The sequence below is a fragment of the Streptomyces sp. Je 1-79 genome (genome assembly GCF_025195125.1).
Lineage (GTDB): Bacteria > Actinomycetota > Actinomycetes > Streptomycetales > Streptomycetaceae > Streptomyces.
Map to the genome: position 1 here is coordinate 281,005 of NZ_JAMGSL010000006.1, position 14,994 is coordinate 295,998.

The 14,994-nt window shown below is 70.7% G+C and carries 14 protein-coding genes and 1 riboswitch; of the genes, 7 read left to right on the forward strand and 7 right to left on the reverse strand.

The annotated features are described in order from the left end of the window. The first annotated feature begins 24 nt into the window (after positions 1–24). Positions 25–127, forward strand: a riboswitch (glycine riboswitch). A 162-nt stretch (positions 128–289) separates the two neighbouring features. From gcvT to M5362_RS14240, 5 genes are all read left to right on the forward strand, one after another. Next, the gene (gene gcvT, locus M5362_RS14220; protein WP_260227859.1) at positions 290–1,417 is read left to right on the forward strand and encodes a glycine cleavage system aminomethyltransferase GcvT; all 1,128 of its coding nucleotides are present in this window, start codon (positions 290–292) and stop codon (positions 1,415–1,417) included. A 77-nt stretch (positions 1,418–1,494) separates the two neighbouring features. After that, entirely contained in the window at positions 1,495–1,875 is a 381-nt protein-coding gene (gene gcvH, locus M5362_RS14225; RefSeq protein ID WP_260227860.1) for a glycine cleavage system protein GcvH, read from the forward strand. Between the two features lie 20 nt (positions 1,876–1,895). Then, positions 1,896–3,155 carry a serine hydroxymethyltransferase gene (glyA, locus tag M5362_RS14230; protein ID WP_260227861.1) on the forward strand — a complete coding sequence of 420 codons (1,260 nt, stop codon included), beginning with the start codon at positions 1,896–1,898 and terminating at the stop codon, positions 3,153–3,155. 153 nt (positions 3,156–3,308) lie between these two features. Continuing rightward, entirely contained in the window at positions 3,309–4,679 is a 1,371-nt protein-coding gene (locus tag M5362_RS14235) for an L-serine ammonia-lyase (RefSeq protein ID WP_260227862.1), read from the forward strand. 93 nt (positions 4,680–4,772) lie between these two features. Further along, positions 4,773–4,931, forward strand: a complete 159-nt coding sequence (locus M5362_RS14240; RefSeq protein WP_260227863.1) for a hydrophobic protein — start codon at positions 4,773–4,775, stop codon at positions 4,929–4,931. Positions 4,932–4,988: 57 nt separating this feature from the next. Here the strand turns inward: M5362_RS14240 and M5362_RS14245 are convergent, their stop codons facing one another. Then, on the reverse strand, positions 4,989–5,204 hold the full coding sequence (locus M5362_RS14245; RefSeq protein ID WP_260227864.1) for an EF-hand domain-containing protein: 216 nt from the start codon (positions 5,202–5,204) through the stop codon (positions 4,989–4,991). Between the two features lie 120 nt (positions 5,205–5,324). Here M5362_RS14245 and M5362_RS14250 point away from each other — a divergent pair, with 120 nt between their 5' ends. Beyond that, a complete protein-coding gene (locus M5362_RS14250; RefSeq protein WP_260227865.1) occupies positions 5,325–5,963 on the forward strand; it encodes a GNAT family N-acetyltransferase in 639 nt (212 codons plus the stop codon). An 83-nt stretch (positions 5,964–6,046) separates the two neighbouring features. On the opposite strand, the gene M5362_RS14255 is transcribed toward M5362_RS14250, so the two are convergent. The 6 genes from M5362_RS14255 to M5362_RS14280 all read right to left on the reverse strand — a co-directional run bounded on the left by M5362_RS14255 (position 6,047) and on the right by M5362_RS14280 (position 12,570). Next, complete coding sequence (locus M5362_RS14255) at positions 6,047–7,234, reverse strand: YncE family protein (protein WP_260227866.1); 1,188 nt, start codon at positions 7,232–7,234, stop codon at positions 6,047–6,049. Beyond that, positions 7,234–7,992 carry a polysaccharide deacetylase family protein gene (locus M5362_RS14260; RefSeq protein WP_260227868.1) on the reverse strand — a complete coding sequence of 253 codons (759 nt, stop codon included), beginning with the start codon at positions 7,990–7,992 and terminating at the stop codon, positions 7,234–7,236. Before M5362_RS14260 ends, M5362_RS14255 begins: the two co-directional genes overlap by 1 nt. A 390-nt stretch (positions 7,993–8,382) precedes the next feature. Further along, positions 8,383–8,898 carry an ATP-binding protein gene (locus M5362_RS14265; protein WP_260227869.1) on the reverse strand — a complete coding sequence of 172 codons (516 nt, stop codon included), beginning with the start codon at positions 8,896–8,898 and terminating at the stop codon, positions 8,383–8,385. 168 nt (positions 8,899–9,066) lie between these two features. Further along, on the reverse strand, positions 9,067–9,834 hold the full coding sequence (locus M5362_RS14270) for an enoyl-CoA hydratase/isomerase family protein (RefSeq protein WP_260227870.1): 768 nt from the start codon (positions 9,832–9,834) through the stop codon (positions 9,067–9,069). A gap of 86 nt (positions 9,835–9,920) precedes the next feature. Next, positions 9,921–11,159 carry an Ig-like domain-containing protein gene (locus M5362_RS14275; RefSeq protein WP_260227871.1) on the reverse strand — a complete coding sequence of 413 codons (1,239 nt, stop codon included), beginning with the start codon at positions 11,157–11,159 and terminating at the stop codon, positions 9,921–9,923. A 184-nt stretch (positions 11,160–11,343) separates the two neighbouring features. Next, on the reverse strand, positions 11,344–12,570 hold the full coding sequence (locus M5362_RS14280; protein WP_374214462.1) for an Ig-like domain-containing protein: 1,227 nt from the start codon (positions 12,568–12,570) through the stop codon (positions 11,344–11,346). A 166-nt stretch (positions 12,571–12,736) separates the two neighbouring features. Between M5362_RS14280 and glgX the strand changes: the two genes are divergently transcribed. Then, complete coding sequence (gene glgX, locus M5362_RS14285) at positions 12,737–14,953, forward strand: glycogen debranching protein GlgX (RefSeq protein ID WP_374214463.1); 2,217 nt, start codon at positions 12,737–12,739, stop codon at positions 14,951–14,953. Positions 14,954–14,994 lie beyond the last annotated feature (41 nt).

A 14,994-nucleotide genomic window follows, 5' to 3' on the forward strand; every position in this document is an offset into this window, starting at 1 on the left:
GCACACAACCTCATACCGGCCGCTCGAATCCGCGCGGGAGAGTCCCGGAACCACCACGGTGGGCCCCGGGCGCCGAAGGAGCAAGACCCTCCCTTGAATCTCTCAGGCCCCGTACCGCGTGGATGAGGCAGATCTGAAAAGCGGGACGCCACCGGCGTTCCCACCCAAGGTGCAAGCCGAACCTCTCGCCAGACGAGATGCCCTCGGTGAACCTCTCAGGTTCCATGACAGATGGGGAGGACGTCCTCGCCCGTCATGTTTTCCGCCCTTGGGACCCGGGAGCCACCCCATGAGCACGTCTGCCCCCCGTCTGACCGCCCTCGATGCGCTGCATCGCTCCCTGGGCGCGACCATGACCGACTTCGCGGGCTGGGACATGCCGCTGCGCTACGCCAGCGAGCGCGACGAGCACAACGCCGTCCGCACGAAGGCGGGCCTCTTCGACCTCTCCCACATGGGTGAGATCACCGTCACCGGTCCGCAGGCCGTCGAGCTGCTCGACCACGCGCTGGTCGGCAACATCTCCACGGTCGGCGTGGGCCGCGCCCGCTACACGATGATCTGCCAGGAGGACGGCGGCATCCTCGACGACCTGATCGTGTACCGCCTCGGTGACACCGAGTACATGGTGGTCGCCAACGCCTCCAACGCGCAGATCGTCCTCGACGCGCTGACCGGGCGCGCGGCCGGCTTCGACGCCGAGGTGCGCGACGACCGTGACGCGTACGCCCTGATCGCCGTCCAGGGCCCGGAGTCCCCCGGCATCCTGAAGTCGCTCACCGACGCCGACCTGGACGGTCTGAAGTACTACGCCGGCCTCCCGGGCACGGTCGCCGGGGTCCCCGCGCTGATCGCCCGTACCGGCTACACCGGCGAGGACGGCTTCGAGCTGTTCCTGAAGCCCGAGCACGCCGAGGGCGTCTGGAAGGCGCTGACCGAGGCGGGCGCCCCCGTCGGCCTGATCCCCTGCGGCCTGTCCTGCCGTGACACGCTGCGCCTGGAGGCGGGCATGCCGCTGTACGGGCACGAGCTGACGACCTCCCTCACCCCGTTCGACGCGGGCCTCGGCCGGGTCGTGAAGTTCGAGAAGACGACCAACGAGGGCCGCTTCGTCGGCCGTGAGGCGCTGGAGAAGGCCGCCGCGCGCGCCGAGACGGCCCCGCCCCGCAAGCTCGTCGGCCTGATCGCCGAGGGCCGCCGCGTCCCGCGCGCCGGCATGGCGGTCGTCTCGGGCGGCGAGGTCATCGGCGAGATCACCTCCGGCGCCCCCTCCCCCACGCTCGGAAAGCCGATCGCCATGGCGTACGTGGACGCGGCGCACGCCGCGCCCGGGACGCAGGGTGTAGGTGTGGACATCCGCGGCACGCACGAGCCGTACGAGGTCGTGGCGCTGCCGTTCTACAAGCGCCAGAAGTGACGCATCCGTCCCGCTCCGCGTCTCACCCCGCAAGACCCACGTTCATCAGCACTCTTCCGATCCAGGAGAATCAGGTCATGAGCAACCCCCAGCAGCTGCGCTACACCAAGGAGCACGAGTGGCTGTCGGCCGCCGAGGACGGCGTCGCGACGGTCGGCATCACGGAGTTCGCGGCCAACGCGCTCGGTGACGTCGTCTACGCCCAGCTCCCGGAGGTCGGCGACACGGTGACCGCGGGCGAGACCTGCGGTGAGCTGGAGTCGACCAAGTCCGTCAGCGACCTGTACTCCCCGGTCACCGGAGAGGTCGTGGCGGCCAACCAGGACGTCGTCGACGACCCGTCGCTGGTGAACACCGCTCCGTTCGAGGGTGGCTGGCTGTTCAAGGTGCGCGTCACCGGAGAGCCGGACGACCTGCTCACCGCCGACGCGTACGCCGAGTTCTCCGCCGGGAACTGAGACCCCCTAGGGATCGATTCATGTCTGTGCTGAACACCCCTCTCCACGAGCTGGACCCGGACGTCGCCGCCGCCGTCGACGCCGAGCTCCACCGTCAGCAGTCCACCCTCGAGATGATCGCCTCGGAGAACTTCGCTCCGGTCGCGGTCATGGAGGCCCAGGGCTCGGTCCTCACCAACAAGTACGCCGAGGGCTACCCGGGCCGCCGCTACTACGGCGGCTGTGAGCACGTCGACGTGGCCGAGCAGATCGCCATCGACCGGATCAAGGACCTGTTCGGCGCCGAGTACGCCAACGTCCAGCCCCACTCCGGTGCCTCGGCGAACCAGGCCGCGCTCTTCGCGATCGCCAAGCCCGGCGACACGATCCTGGGCCTGGACCTGGCCCACGGCGGTCACCTGACCCACGGCATGCGCCTGAACTTCTCGGGCAAGCAGTTCAACGTGGTCGCGTACCACGTGGACGACGCCGGTCTGGTGGACATGGCCGAGGTCGAGCGCCTCGCCAAGGAGCACCGCCCCAAGGTGATCATCGCGGGCTGGTCCGCCTACCCGCGCCAGCTGGACTTCGCCGAGTTCCGCCGGATCGCCGACGAGGTCGAGGCGTACCTGTGGGTCGACATGGCCCACTTCGCGGGTCTGGTCGCGGCCGGTCTGCACCCGAACCCGGTCGAGTACGCGGACGTGGTGACCTCCACCACGCACAAGACGCTCGGCGGCCCGCGCGGCGGCATCATCCTCGCGAAGAAGGAGTTCGCGAAGAAGCTGAACTCCTCGGTCTTCCCCGGTTTCCAGGGCGGCCCGCTGGAGCACGTGATCGCGGCCAAGGCCGTCTCCTTCAAGGTCGCGGCCTCGGAGGAGTTCAAGGAGCGCCAGCAGCGCACGCTGGACGGCGCCCGGATCCTCGCCGAGCGTCTGGTCCAGGACGACGTCACCGCGCACGGTGTCTCGGTCCTGTCCGGCGGCACGGACGTGCACCTGGTCCTGGTCGACCTGCGCAACTCCGAGCTGGACGGCCAGCAGGCCGAGGACCGCCTCCACGAGGTCGGCATCACGGTCAACCGGAACGCGATCCCGAACGACCCGCGTCCGCCGATGGTCACCTCGGGGCTGCGCATCGGTACGCCGGCGCTCGCGACCCGCGGTTTCGGTGACGAGGACTTCCGTGAGGTGGCCGACGTCATCGCGGAGACCCTGAAGCCCGGCTTCGACGCCGAGGCGCTGAAGGCCCGGGTGACCGCTCTCGCGGAGAAGCACCCGCTGTACCCCGGCCTGAAGTGATTTCGTACGCTTTAGTTCCATAGTTCGTTCGTACGAAAGCTCCGGGGCATCGCGCACACTGGACAGTGAGCGCGATGCCCCACCCCCTTTTCCTGCTCTGTTCTGCACCACCCCGGCAGACAACGGCGTCTAGCCCCCCACAAGGAGTTCCCCGTGGCCATCTCGGTCTTCGACCTGTTCTCGATCGGCATCGGCCCGTCCAGCTCTCACACGGTGGGCCCGATGCGCGCGGCGCGGATGTTCGCCCGCCGGCTGAAGAACGAGGGGCTCCTCGCCCACACCGCGTCGATACGGGCCGAGCTGTACGGCTCGCTCGGGGCCACCGGCCACGGCCACGGCACGCCGAAGGCGGTCCTGCTGGGCCTGGAGGGCAGCTCCCCGCGCACGGTCGACGTCGAGACGGCGGACGCCGAGGTGGAGCGGATCAAGTCGAGCGGCCGGATCAACCTCCTCGGCGCGCACGAGATCCCCTTCGACTTCGACGAGGACCTGATCCTGCACCGCCGCAAGGCGCTGCCGTACCACGCCAACGGCATGACGATCTTCGCGTACGACGCGGAGGGCGCACTCGTCCTGGAGAAGACGTACTACTCGGTCGGCGGCGGCTTCGTCGTGGACGAGGACGCCGTCCAGGGCGAGAACCCGATCGTCCCGGACGACACGGTCCTGAAGTACCCCTTCCGTACGGGCGACGAGCTGCTGCGCCTGGCGAAGGAGACGGGCCTGTCGATCTCCGCGATGATGCTGGAGAACGAGAAGGCCTGGCGTACCGAGGACGAGATCCGCGCGGGTCTGCTGGAGATCTGGCGGGTCATGCAGGCCTGTGTCTCGCGCGGCATGTCCCGCGAGGGCATCCTGCCCGGCGGCCTGAAGGTCCGCCGCCGCGCCGCGAACACGGCACGCAAGCTGCGCTCCGAGGGCGACCCGGCGTCGCTGGCGATGGAGTGGATCACCCTCTACGCGATGGCCGTGAACGAGGAGAACGCGGCGGGCGGCCGGGTGGTCACCGCCCCGACGAACGGCGCGGCGGGCATCATCCCGGCGGTGCTGCACTACTACATGAACTTCGTACCCGGCGCGGACGAGGACGGCGTGGTCCGCTTCATGCTGGCGGCGGGCGCGGTCGGCATGCTCTTCAAGGAGAACGCCTCGATCTCCGGCGCCGAGGTCGGCTGCCAGGGCGAGGTCGGCTCCGCCTGCTCGATGGCGGCCGGCGCGCTCGCGGAGGTCATGGGCGGGAGCCCGGAGCAGGTCGAGAACGCGGCGGAGATCGGCATGGAGCACAACCTGGGCCTGACGTGCGACCCGGTCGGCGGCCTGGTCCAGATCCCCTGCATCGAGCGCAACGGCATGGCGGCGGTCAAGGCGGTCACGGCGGCGAAGATGGCCCTGCGGGGCGACGGCAGCCACATGGTCTCGCTCGACAAGGTCATCAAGACGATGAAGGAGACCGGCGCGGACATGTCGGTCAAGTACAAGGAGACGGCGCGCGGCGGCCTCGCGGTGAACATCATCGAGTGCTGAGCCCTGCGCGGGAGGAGGAGCGGGCGGAAGCCGCGCATGCGACGCGCCATCGCGGGCACTCGTACGGCGAGTCCCTATCGTGGAGGTGCGGCCATGGTCCCGCTGCTTCTCGTCCTGCTCGTCATCCTGGTGCTCTTCGGAGCAGGTTTCGCGCTCGACGTCCTCTGGTGGATCGCGATCGCGGTCCTGGTTCTCTGGCTGCTCGGCTTCTTCATGCGCAGCGGCAGCGGCGCGCGCTGGTACCGCTGGTGAGCCACGCCGGTGCCCGGACGGGCGGTGGATGAGGCCGCCCGTCCCGCTCCGGTGGGGTCAGGCCTTGTTGAGGTGAGCCCAGAACTCGTCCCAGGACAGCTTGCCGTCGCCGTTGGCGTCGCGCTGCTTGATGAGGGCCTCGGCGACCGTCTCGGTGACGTTGAAGTCACCCAGCTGGGCCATGACGCTCTTGTACTCGGCCGCCGTGATGAGCCCGTCGCCGTCCACGTCGAACCGCTCGAACGCCGTGCGCGCCGAATCGATGTCCGCCACTGTTTCCGCCCCTTCTCGATGCTTCGATGACGGGGGAAAGATTATCGGGCGGCTCACCGGGTCCCGGCGTCGGGCATGGGGCCCCACGCCCGCAGGGCGTAGGGGGAGGATCATGGTGGTATGAGCGACGACGTGGCACGGATTCTCGCGGCGGCGGCCCAGGGCCGGTTTCCGCCGCCGGACGGTTCGACCGTCGTCGTCCCGCCGCCGAACGCCCGGGACGCCGGCGTTCTCGCCTTCACCGCCCACTCGGTGGTCTTCACGGACGCGGATCCCGCGTGGGTGCGGGCGGAGCTGGCGGCCGCCTCCAGCGATCCGCTGGCCGCCTCGATGAATCCGGGGTTTCTCCTCGCCCTGATGCGGCACACCCGCCGGCGCATGAACACCATCGACCTGCTGACGGTCGCCGGGGCTCTGCCCGGGGGTCCTGAGCTGCCGCTGCGGGAGATCGACGATCCGGAGCATCCCCGGGTGGCGCGGGCGAGGAAGTACCGCGACGACGTACGGGTGTGGGCGGCCGACGGCGGCGTGGTGATCCTGGGCCGCGGTGTGGCGGGCCGCTGGGAGGCCGCGATCGAGGTCGACGAGGAGGTCAGACACCGCGGGATCGGCCGGGCGCTGGCCCTCGCCGCCCGGCATCTGACACCGGGCGACGTGGTCTGGGCGCAGCAGTCCCCGGGCAACGCGCGCAGCGTGCGCGTCTTTCAGACGGCCGGGTACCGCCCCGTGGCCTCCGAGGCCCTGCTGACGGCCGGCTGACCGCCCGCGGCCGCCCGGAGGCCCCCGGCCCGGTGTCAGCGGAAGACGCCCGTGTGCCCCGGAGGCGCCCCCCGGGCCCGGTGTCAGCGGAAGACGCCCGTGTGCCCGAGGGAGTAGCGGCCGGGCTGGGGGTAGACGGCGAGGCCGTGGGGGCCGCCGCCGACCGGGATGCGGGCCAGCTGCTCACCGGTCCCGGTGTCGATCGCGTAGACCTCGGCGTCGTAACGGCCGGACAGCCACAGCACCTTGCCGTCGGCGGAGACGCCGCCCATGTCCGGGGAGCCGCCGTCCGGCAGCCGCCACTTCTTCGTCAGCTTGTCCTGCCCGAAGTCGAAGACCGAGATGGAGCCCTCGCCGCGGTTGGGGATGTACATCTCCTTGGAGTCGCGGGCGACGTAGAGGCCGTGGGCGCCCTTGCCGGTCGGCATCAGCCGCGGGGTGGTGAACTTCTCGCCGTCCAGGACCCACACGCCGTGGGCCATCATGTCGGCGACGTAGAAGGTCTTTCCGTCCGGGGAGATCTTCACGTCCTGCGGCATGGCGCCCTGGAAGGGCAGCTTCTGCTGGCCGATGACCTCCATCTTCGCGGTGTCGACCTTCAGGAGTTCGCCGGAGAACTCGCAGGAGACGACGAAGTACCGCCCGTCCGCGGAGAAGTCGGCGTGGTTGACGCCGTAGCAGGAGACCGGGACCGTCTTCTTCCGCTCCATGGTGTGCGGGTCGCGGAAGACCAGTTCGCGGTCGAGGGAGGCCATGACGACCGCGTACTTCCCGTCGGGCGTGAAGTACAGGTTGTACGGGTCGTGGACCTCGACGGGCTTGCCCGCGGCGCCGGTGGCCGGGTCGATCGGGGTGAGCGTGTGGCCGCGGTTGTTGTTGACCCAGAGGGTCTTCAGGTCCCAGGAGGGCACGACGTGCTGCGGCTGGATGCCGACCGGGATCGTCTCGACGACCTTGTACGTGGCCGGGTCGATGACCGAGACCGTGTTGGAGTTGGTGTTGGGCACGTAGACGCGGGACGGGAAGCCCTTGACGACGGGCGAGAGCATGCCCGGCCGGTCGGCCGCGTAGACGTCGTCGGGGTCGAGGACCGGCGGCATGCCGGGCAGTCCGGCCGGCGCGGCCTTCTTCGGCGCGGCGGGGAGTGCGGCGGCCTCCTTCTTGGCGCCGCCACGGGGCTCGGGCGCCTCGTCGGCGAGGCCGCAGCCCGCCAGCGCGGTGAGCAGGGCGGCCGCGAGGAGACTCTTCGTACGCAGGGTGAGAGGCAGCATCAGGTCAGCAGCTCCGTGGTCGTCACCGCGCGCAGGCCGCGGCGGTCGAGGTCGGCGAGGAGGGGCGGCAGCGCGGCGAGGGTGTCCGCGTAGCCGAGGTGCAGGCTCACCACGGATCCGTTCCGGATCTGTCCGGTGACGTTGCGGACGACGGCCAGGGCGCCGGGCGAGGTGTGGTCGAGGGAGTCGACGTCGTACGAGAGGACGTGCGGGTAGCCGGCGCGGCCGGCCGCGCGCAGGACGGCCGCGGAGGCGTGCCGGGTCCTGGAGGGCCGGAACCAGGTACCGATGGAGCCGGTGAGCCGGCGCAGCCGGGTGGCGCAGGCGGCGATCTCGGCGTACGCCTCCTCCTCGGTCATGGCGTTGACGTCGATGTGGCGCTGGGTGTGGTTGCCGAGGTCGTGGCCGCCGTCGAGGATCCGGCGGGCGATCCCGGGGTGGCGGTCGAGCCACTCCCCGACGGCGAGGACGGTGACCCGGGCCCCGCCCTTCTCGGCCTCCGCGAGCACGGAGCGGGCGAGCGCGGGGTCGCCGTGGCCGTGGAAGGTGAGGGCGATCCGGGGGTGGTCGGGCGGGCCGCTCTCGATCTCGGCGGGGCGTCCGGGGTAGCGGCGGGGGGCCGGGGCGGCGGGCTTCGCGGCGGGGGCGGGGCCGCGCGGCGGGGGCTCGGCCTCCGTACCGCAGGCGGTGCCGAGGGCCCCCGCGAGGGCGGCCGCCGCACCTGCCCGGAGTGCGCCGCGGCGGTCGGTGAGGGTCACGCGCCCATTAAAGGCGTGGTATGCCCGAAAAATAACGATTGAGCCAATTCAGGACGTTTGCGAGCCACGCCCTGGCGTCCGACATGCGGACGAGGCAAAGAAACACACGATGAACACCATACTTATTCACCATTTACAAGGTGGGTGCTCTAGGTCACCAACGATTCATTGATGAAGTGTGGCGGTTTGACCGAATTTGACCCGCTAGGGACTTTTGGCGGCACGGCCGCCTCTCTGCCATAGTCGGATCCACGACCCCCATTGACCCGGGCCAGGTCGTCTTCACGGCCGTGGATTACACCCCCCCGATCCACGGCCGTCTTCACGGAAGCCCCCAGGCGCCGCACAGCGGCGAACGGGGGCTTCTGTGCGTACGGGGTCGGCGAGCGGTCAGCGGTCGGAGACGCGCATCTCGAACCAGGTCGTCTTGCCGCGCGGCTGGAGATCGACGCCCCAGCGGTCGGAGAGCTTGTCGACGAGGAAGAGTCCCCGGCCGCTGATGTCCATCTCCTGGACGGGCATCAGACAGGGCAGACCGCGGGACGGGTCGCGGACCTCCACGCGGATCCAGCCGCGCCGGCGCATCAGCCGCAGGGCGAAGACGCGGGCTCCCGTATGCCGGACCGCGTTGCCGACGAGTTCCGAGACGAGTAAGACGGCGTGCTCCGCGATCAGCGGTGTCAGCGCCCACTGCCGCAGCACGACGCACTGGGTGAGCCTGCGGGCGACGGCGGCGGACTCGGGACGGGACGGCAGCCGGACGTCGTCCTCGGCCGGATTTCCGTACAACTCCAGGGCCTTGAGGGCCTGTTCGTCCTCGACCGTCGGCACCCACCGTGCGGCGGTCGCACCGCCGTGCTGTCGCGGTTGCTCGACACCCTCCAGGCCCGCCATGCCCACCATCATGGCCGGACGGACGGGGCCGCGTGGGCGTTCCGGAGGAATCGGCCCCCCCGGAATCGACATTCCAAGAGATTCCTCCGGCATATGCCAGAGGCGCACGACCGTACTCGCGAGTACGTGAGCACGGTCGCCCGCCACCGAGTCGCCCGCCACCGGGTCGCCCGCCACCGGTCAGACGAACTTGGCCTTGCCCGGGCCCTCCTCGACGAAGCTCCGCATCCCGCGCTCCCGGTCCTCGGTCGCGAACAGGCCCGCGAACCAGTTCCGCTCGATCGCGAGGCCGGTGTCGATGTCGGCCTCCAGGCCCTGGTCGACCGCCTCCTTCGCGGCGCGCAGGGCGATGGCGGGGCCCTGGGCGAGCTTCGCGGCCCAGGCGTGCGCCTGCTCGTACACCTCGGCCGCCGGGACGACCCGGTCGACCAGACCGAGCGTCAGGGCCTCGTCGGCCTTGACCATCCGGCCGGTGAAGATGAGGTCCTTGGCCTTGGACGGGCCGATCAGCCGGGAGAGCCGCTGGGTGCCGCCGGCGCCCGGGATCAGACCGAGCAGGATCTCCGGCTGACCGAGCTTGGCGTTGTCGGCGGCGATCCGGTAGTCGGCGCACAGCGCCAGTTCGCAGCCGCCGCCCAGGGCGTAGCCGGTGATCGCGGCGACGACGGGCTTGGGGATCCGGGCGACCGCGGTGAAGGAGTCCTGGAGCGCGCGCGACCGCTTGACCATGGCCGCGTGGTCCATGGCCTGCATCTCCTTGATGTCCGCGCCGGCCGCGAACACCTTCTCGCCGCCGTACAGGATCACGGCCCGCACGTCGTCGCGGTCGGTCGCCTCCTGGGCCAGCTCGCGCAGCCGGTCCTGGATGGCGATGTCGAGGGCGTTCATCGGAGGGCGGTCGAGGCGGATCGTGCCGACGCCTTCGGCGACTTCGAGGTTCACAGTCATGGAAGGCAGGTTAGTGGGCGTTAACGACGTCGGACCCGGTGCCGTTGGTCACAGCACCGGGTCCGGCGTACGAGAGCTTCCTGGAGCTACTTGATCCACTCCGACCAGGACATGTTCCAGCCGTTCAGGCCGTTGTCCGGAGCGATCTGCTTGTCCTTCGAGTTCTTCACGACCACCACGTCACCGATGAGCGAGCGGTCGTAGAACCAGGCCGCCGGGGTGGAGCTGTCGCCCGCGCCGCGCGTGTCGCGCAGACCGACACAGCCGTGGCTGACGTTGGCGGAGCCGAAGGTCCCGGCCGAGGCCCAGTAGTTGCCGTGGACGAAGGTGCCCGAGGTGGACAGCCGCATCGCGTGCGGCACGTCCTTGATGTCGTACTCACCGCCGAAGCCGACCGTCGCGCCGTTCATCCGGGTCACCTTGTACTTCTCGCTGATGACCATCTGACCGTTGTACGTGGTCGTGGACGGGGCGCCCGCGGTGATCGGGAGCGTCTTGATGATCTTGCCGTCGCGCTCGATCTTCATGGTCTTGGCGCTCGCGTCGACCGTGGAGACCTGGCGGCGGCCGATGGTGAAGGTGACCTTCTTCTTCTGCTTGCCGTAGACGCCCGGGCGGCCCTCGACGCCGTCCAGGTTGAGCTCGACGGTCACCTTGGTGCCGGCGGCCCAGTACTTCTCCGGGCGGAAGTCGAGGCGGTCGTTGCCGAACCAGTGGCCCTCGACCTGCACCGCGGGCTGCGCGGTCACCTTGATGGCCTTCTCCACGGCCTCGGGGTCGGTGATGCCCCGGGTGAAGCGGATGGAGACCGGCATGCCGACGCCGACGGTCGAGCCGTCCTCGGGCGTGTAGTGGCCGATGAAGGTGTTCTTCGGGACCAGGGTGGTGAAGGTCGTGTCCTTGGCGGACTCACGTCCCTCGGCGTCCTGGGCCACCGCGTGGACCTTGTACTCCGTACCGGCGGCGAGGTGGCCGACGGGCTGCCAGCTGGCGCCGTCCGCCGCCATCTTGCCCTCGACCTCGGCGCCCTTGGTGTCGGCGACCGTGACCGTGGTCAGCTTGCCCTGCTCGGCCGTCACCTTCAGCGCGCCGCTGGTGGCGACCGAGTCGGCGCCGTCCTTCGGAGCGATCGTGACGACCGCCTTCGACGCGGCGATCTCCTGCTTGCCGCCCTGCGCCGGATCCTTCTTGCTCCCGTCGGCCGGGTCCCCGCCCCCGCACGCCGTCAGTACCAGGAGCAACGCCCCCGCAGCCAGAGCCTGCAGACGTACGCCCCCGCGACGCCGTCCACGCCCCACCCCGGCCGATATCGGCTGCCCGTTCACTTCGGTCGTCTCCCCTCGCACGGCCTGGTCTCGCCATGGCCCGCACCCCCGCGCACATCAATCGCACGCACGGCGTTAGATAATCACACCGCAGGACACGAAAGTTCCACGCGAATGTCACCGTTCAGTCCCAGTTGCACCAGGAACCGTGCACCTGACCCAGGTCGGCGAGGGGTCGACCGGCTCAACGCAGAGCGGAACCTTCCTTCCATTCGTTCCACTCCATGTTCCAGCCTCCGAGGCCGTTGTCGGGAGCGACCTTTCGGTCACGGGAGTTGACGACCTCGACCACGTCGCCGATGAGCGTCCGCTCGAAGAACCAGCCGGCCGGGGAGTCCGGGCTTCCGCCCTTCTCGTCCCGCAGGCCGACGCAGCCGTGGCTGACGTTGGCCGAGCCGAAGGTGGAGGGATCGGCCCAGTAGTTGCCGTGCAGGAACGTCCCGGAACTCGTCAGCCGCATCGCGTGCGGCACGTCCTTGATGTCGTACTCGCCGCCGAAGCCGACCGTCCGGCCGTCCATCCGCGTCACGTCGTAGAGCTCCGTGACGACCATCTTCCCGTTGTACGTCGTGGTCTTGGGCGCCCCGGCGGTGACGGGCACCGTCGCGAGCAGCTCGCCGTTCCGGCGGACCTCCATGGTGTGCGCGGCCGCGTCGACCAGGGACACCTGCGAGCGCCCGACCGTGAACCCGACCCGCTTGCTCTGGATGCCGTACACGCCCGGCGCGCCCTCGACGTCGCGCAGCGCGAGGTCGACGGTCACCTTGGTGCCGGGCCGCCAGTACTCGGCGGGGCGGAAGTCGAGCCGCTCCTTGCCGAACCAGTGGCCGACGACCTCCACGGGCGGGTCGGAGGTGACCCTGATGGCCCGTTCGACGGCCTCGCGGTTCTCGATCGCCCGGTTGAAACCGAAGGACACGATCATGCCGGTGCCGACCGTGGAGCGGTTCTCCGGCTTGAAGTAGCCGATGAAGCGCCGCTCGGGCACGACGGTGGTGAAGGTGGTGTGCCGGGCGGAGCGCCGGCCGTGCGCGTCGAGCGCCACGGCGTCCACGCTGTACTTCGCGGCGAGCGCCAGCCGGGAGTCCGGCCTGGGCCGCCAGCGAAGACCGTCCTCGCTGATCTCGCCGGGCACCTCCGCCCGCTGGGCGTCCTCGACCTGGACGACGGTGACCCGCTCCAGGCGTCCGCTGGCGATCCTCACCTCGATCGGCCCCTCGGCCGGCACGCCCTTGCTGCCGTCCTCCGGGCTGATCCGGATGACGTCGCCCGGTGCCCGCGCCTTCCCGGGCAGCGAGATGTCGATCCCCCCACCACCCCCGCCGTCGCCCTTGCCGGTGCAGCCCGCCAGGCCCGCCATCAGTGCCGCCACCGCGAGGGCGTGGCCCGCCCGCTTCCATACAAGTGTCACGCCCAACCCAACGACAGCCACCCTCCAGGGGAAACGTGCGTGCGGGTCATGTTGGGAGTACGACGGTTCGGGCAGAACAGGTGGGAGACCACGTGCGGGGACCCGCGGCCGGGACGCCGCGGGGTCGGTGCCGTGCGAGGCCCGACGAGCCGCGGGAGGCCGACAGGTGTCGAGCGCAGCCGAGCAGGAGGCGGTACGGGACGGAGTGGGGCTTCCCCCTGCCCCGGAGCGGCCCCGGCCCGTGGTGTGGCCGGGGGCGCCGACGCCGTTGGGGGCCCGCTGCCGGACCGGGCCGGACGGGGTGGCGGGCACGAACTTCGCGCTGTGGGCCGGCGGGGCGGAGGCCGTCGAGCTCTGCCTCTTCGACGCCGACGGGATGGAGAGACGGCTCCCGCTGACCGAGCTGACCCATGAGATCTGGCACGGCTTCGTGCCCGGGGTGGGGGCCGGACAGCGGTACGGATTTCGCGTGCACGGCCGCTGGGACCCCTGGACGGGCGCCCGCTGGAACCCGGCGAAGCTGCTCCTGGACCCGTACGCCCGGGCGGTCGACGGGGACTTCGCGCTGCCGCCGGAGGTGTACGGGCACGTCCGGGACTGGCCGCAGCAGCATGTGGCCGACACCGTGCGGGACGACCGGGACTCCGCTCCGCACGTGCCGAAGGGTGTCGTCGTCCTGGACGACGACGACTGGTCGGACGACCGCAGGCCCAAGACGCCCTGGCCGGACTCGGTCATCTACGAGCTGCATGTGAAGGGCTTCACCCAGCTCCATCCGGGCATCCCCGAGGAGCTGCGCGGCACCTACGCGGGCCTCGCCCACCCGGCGGCCGTCGAGCATCTCGTACGGCTCGGGGTGACGGCCGTGGAGCTGCTGCCCGTGCACCAGTTCGCGCACGAGGACCATCTGCTGCGACGCGGGCTGCGGAACTACTGGGGCTACAACTCCATCGGGTACTTCGCCCCGCACGCCGGCTACTCCTCCTCGGGGACGACGGGTCAGCAGGTCGGCGAGTTCAAGCGGATGGTGCGGGCGCTGCACGCGGCGGGGATCGAGGTCATCCTCGATGTCGTCTACAACCACACGGCCGAGGCGGGCGAGCTGGGGCCGACGCTGTCGCTGAAGGGCATCGACAACCGGGGCTACTACCGGCTGCAGTCCGACGCCCGCCGGTACGCCGACTACACCGGCTGCGGCAACACCCTGCACGTCGTCCAGCCACAGGTGCTGCGGCTGATCACCGACTCGCTGCGGTACTGGGTGACCGAGATGGGCGTCGACGGCTTCCGCTTCGACCTGGCGGCGGCGCTCGCCCGCTCGATGCACGACGTCGACATGCTCTCGCCCTTCCTCGCGGTCATCGCCCAGGACCCGGTGCTGCGGCGGGTCAAGCTGATCGCCGAACCGTGGGACGTCGGCAACGGCGGCTACCAGGTCGGCGCGTTCCCGCCGCTGTGGACGGAGTGGAACGACCGCTACCGCGACGCGGTGCGGGACTTCTGGCGCGGCGCGCTGCCGGACGTACGGGATCTCGGCTACCGCCTCTCCGGATCGAGCGACCTGTACGCCTGGGGCGGCCGGCGGCCGTACGCCTCGGTCAACTTCGTCACCGCCCACGACGGCTTCACGCTGCGGGACCTCGTCACGTACGAGCGCAAGCACAACGAGGACAACGGGGAGGGCAACCGGGACGGCACGAACGACAACCGGGCCTGGAACTGCGGGGCCGAGGGCGAGAGCGAGGACCCCGAGGTGGGTGCGCTGCGGCTGCGGCAGCTGCGCAACCTGCTGACGACGCTGCTGCTGTCGACGGGGGTGCCGATGCTGGTCGCGGGCGACGAGATGGGGCGCACGCAGGGCGGCAACAACAACGCGTACTGCCAGGACAACGAGATCAGCTGGCTGGACTGGTCGCTGCCCGAGGACCCGGGGCGGGCGGAGCTGCTCGCCCTGACCCGGCGGCTGCTCGCCCTGCGCCACCGCCACCCGGTGCTGCGCCGCCGCGCGTTCTTCTCCGGCCGCCCGCAGGGCGCTGACGGGCTGCGGGACCTGGCGTGGTTCACGGCGGACGGCAGGGAGATGACCGAGGGCGACTGGTACGCGCCGGCGGCCACGCTGGGCCTCTACCTCTCGGGCCGGGACATCCCGGGACGTGACGAGCGCGGCGAGCAGGTCACCGACGACAGCTTCCTGGCGATCCTTCACGCGGGTCCCCGCCCGCTGGAGTACCGGCTGCCGGGCCCGCCGTGGGCGGAGTCGTACGAACTGGTCCTGGACACCGCCCTGGAGGACCAGAGCCGGGCCCCGGGGACGGTCCACCCGGGCGGATCGACGGTGACGGTGGGCGCGCGGTCGGTGTGGCTGCTGCGGGTCGGGGGGTGAGACGGGCCGGCGGGAGCGGTGGCGGGGCGGGCGGCGGGCGG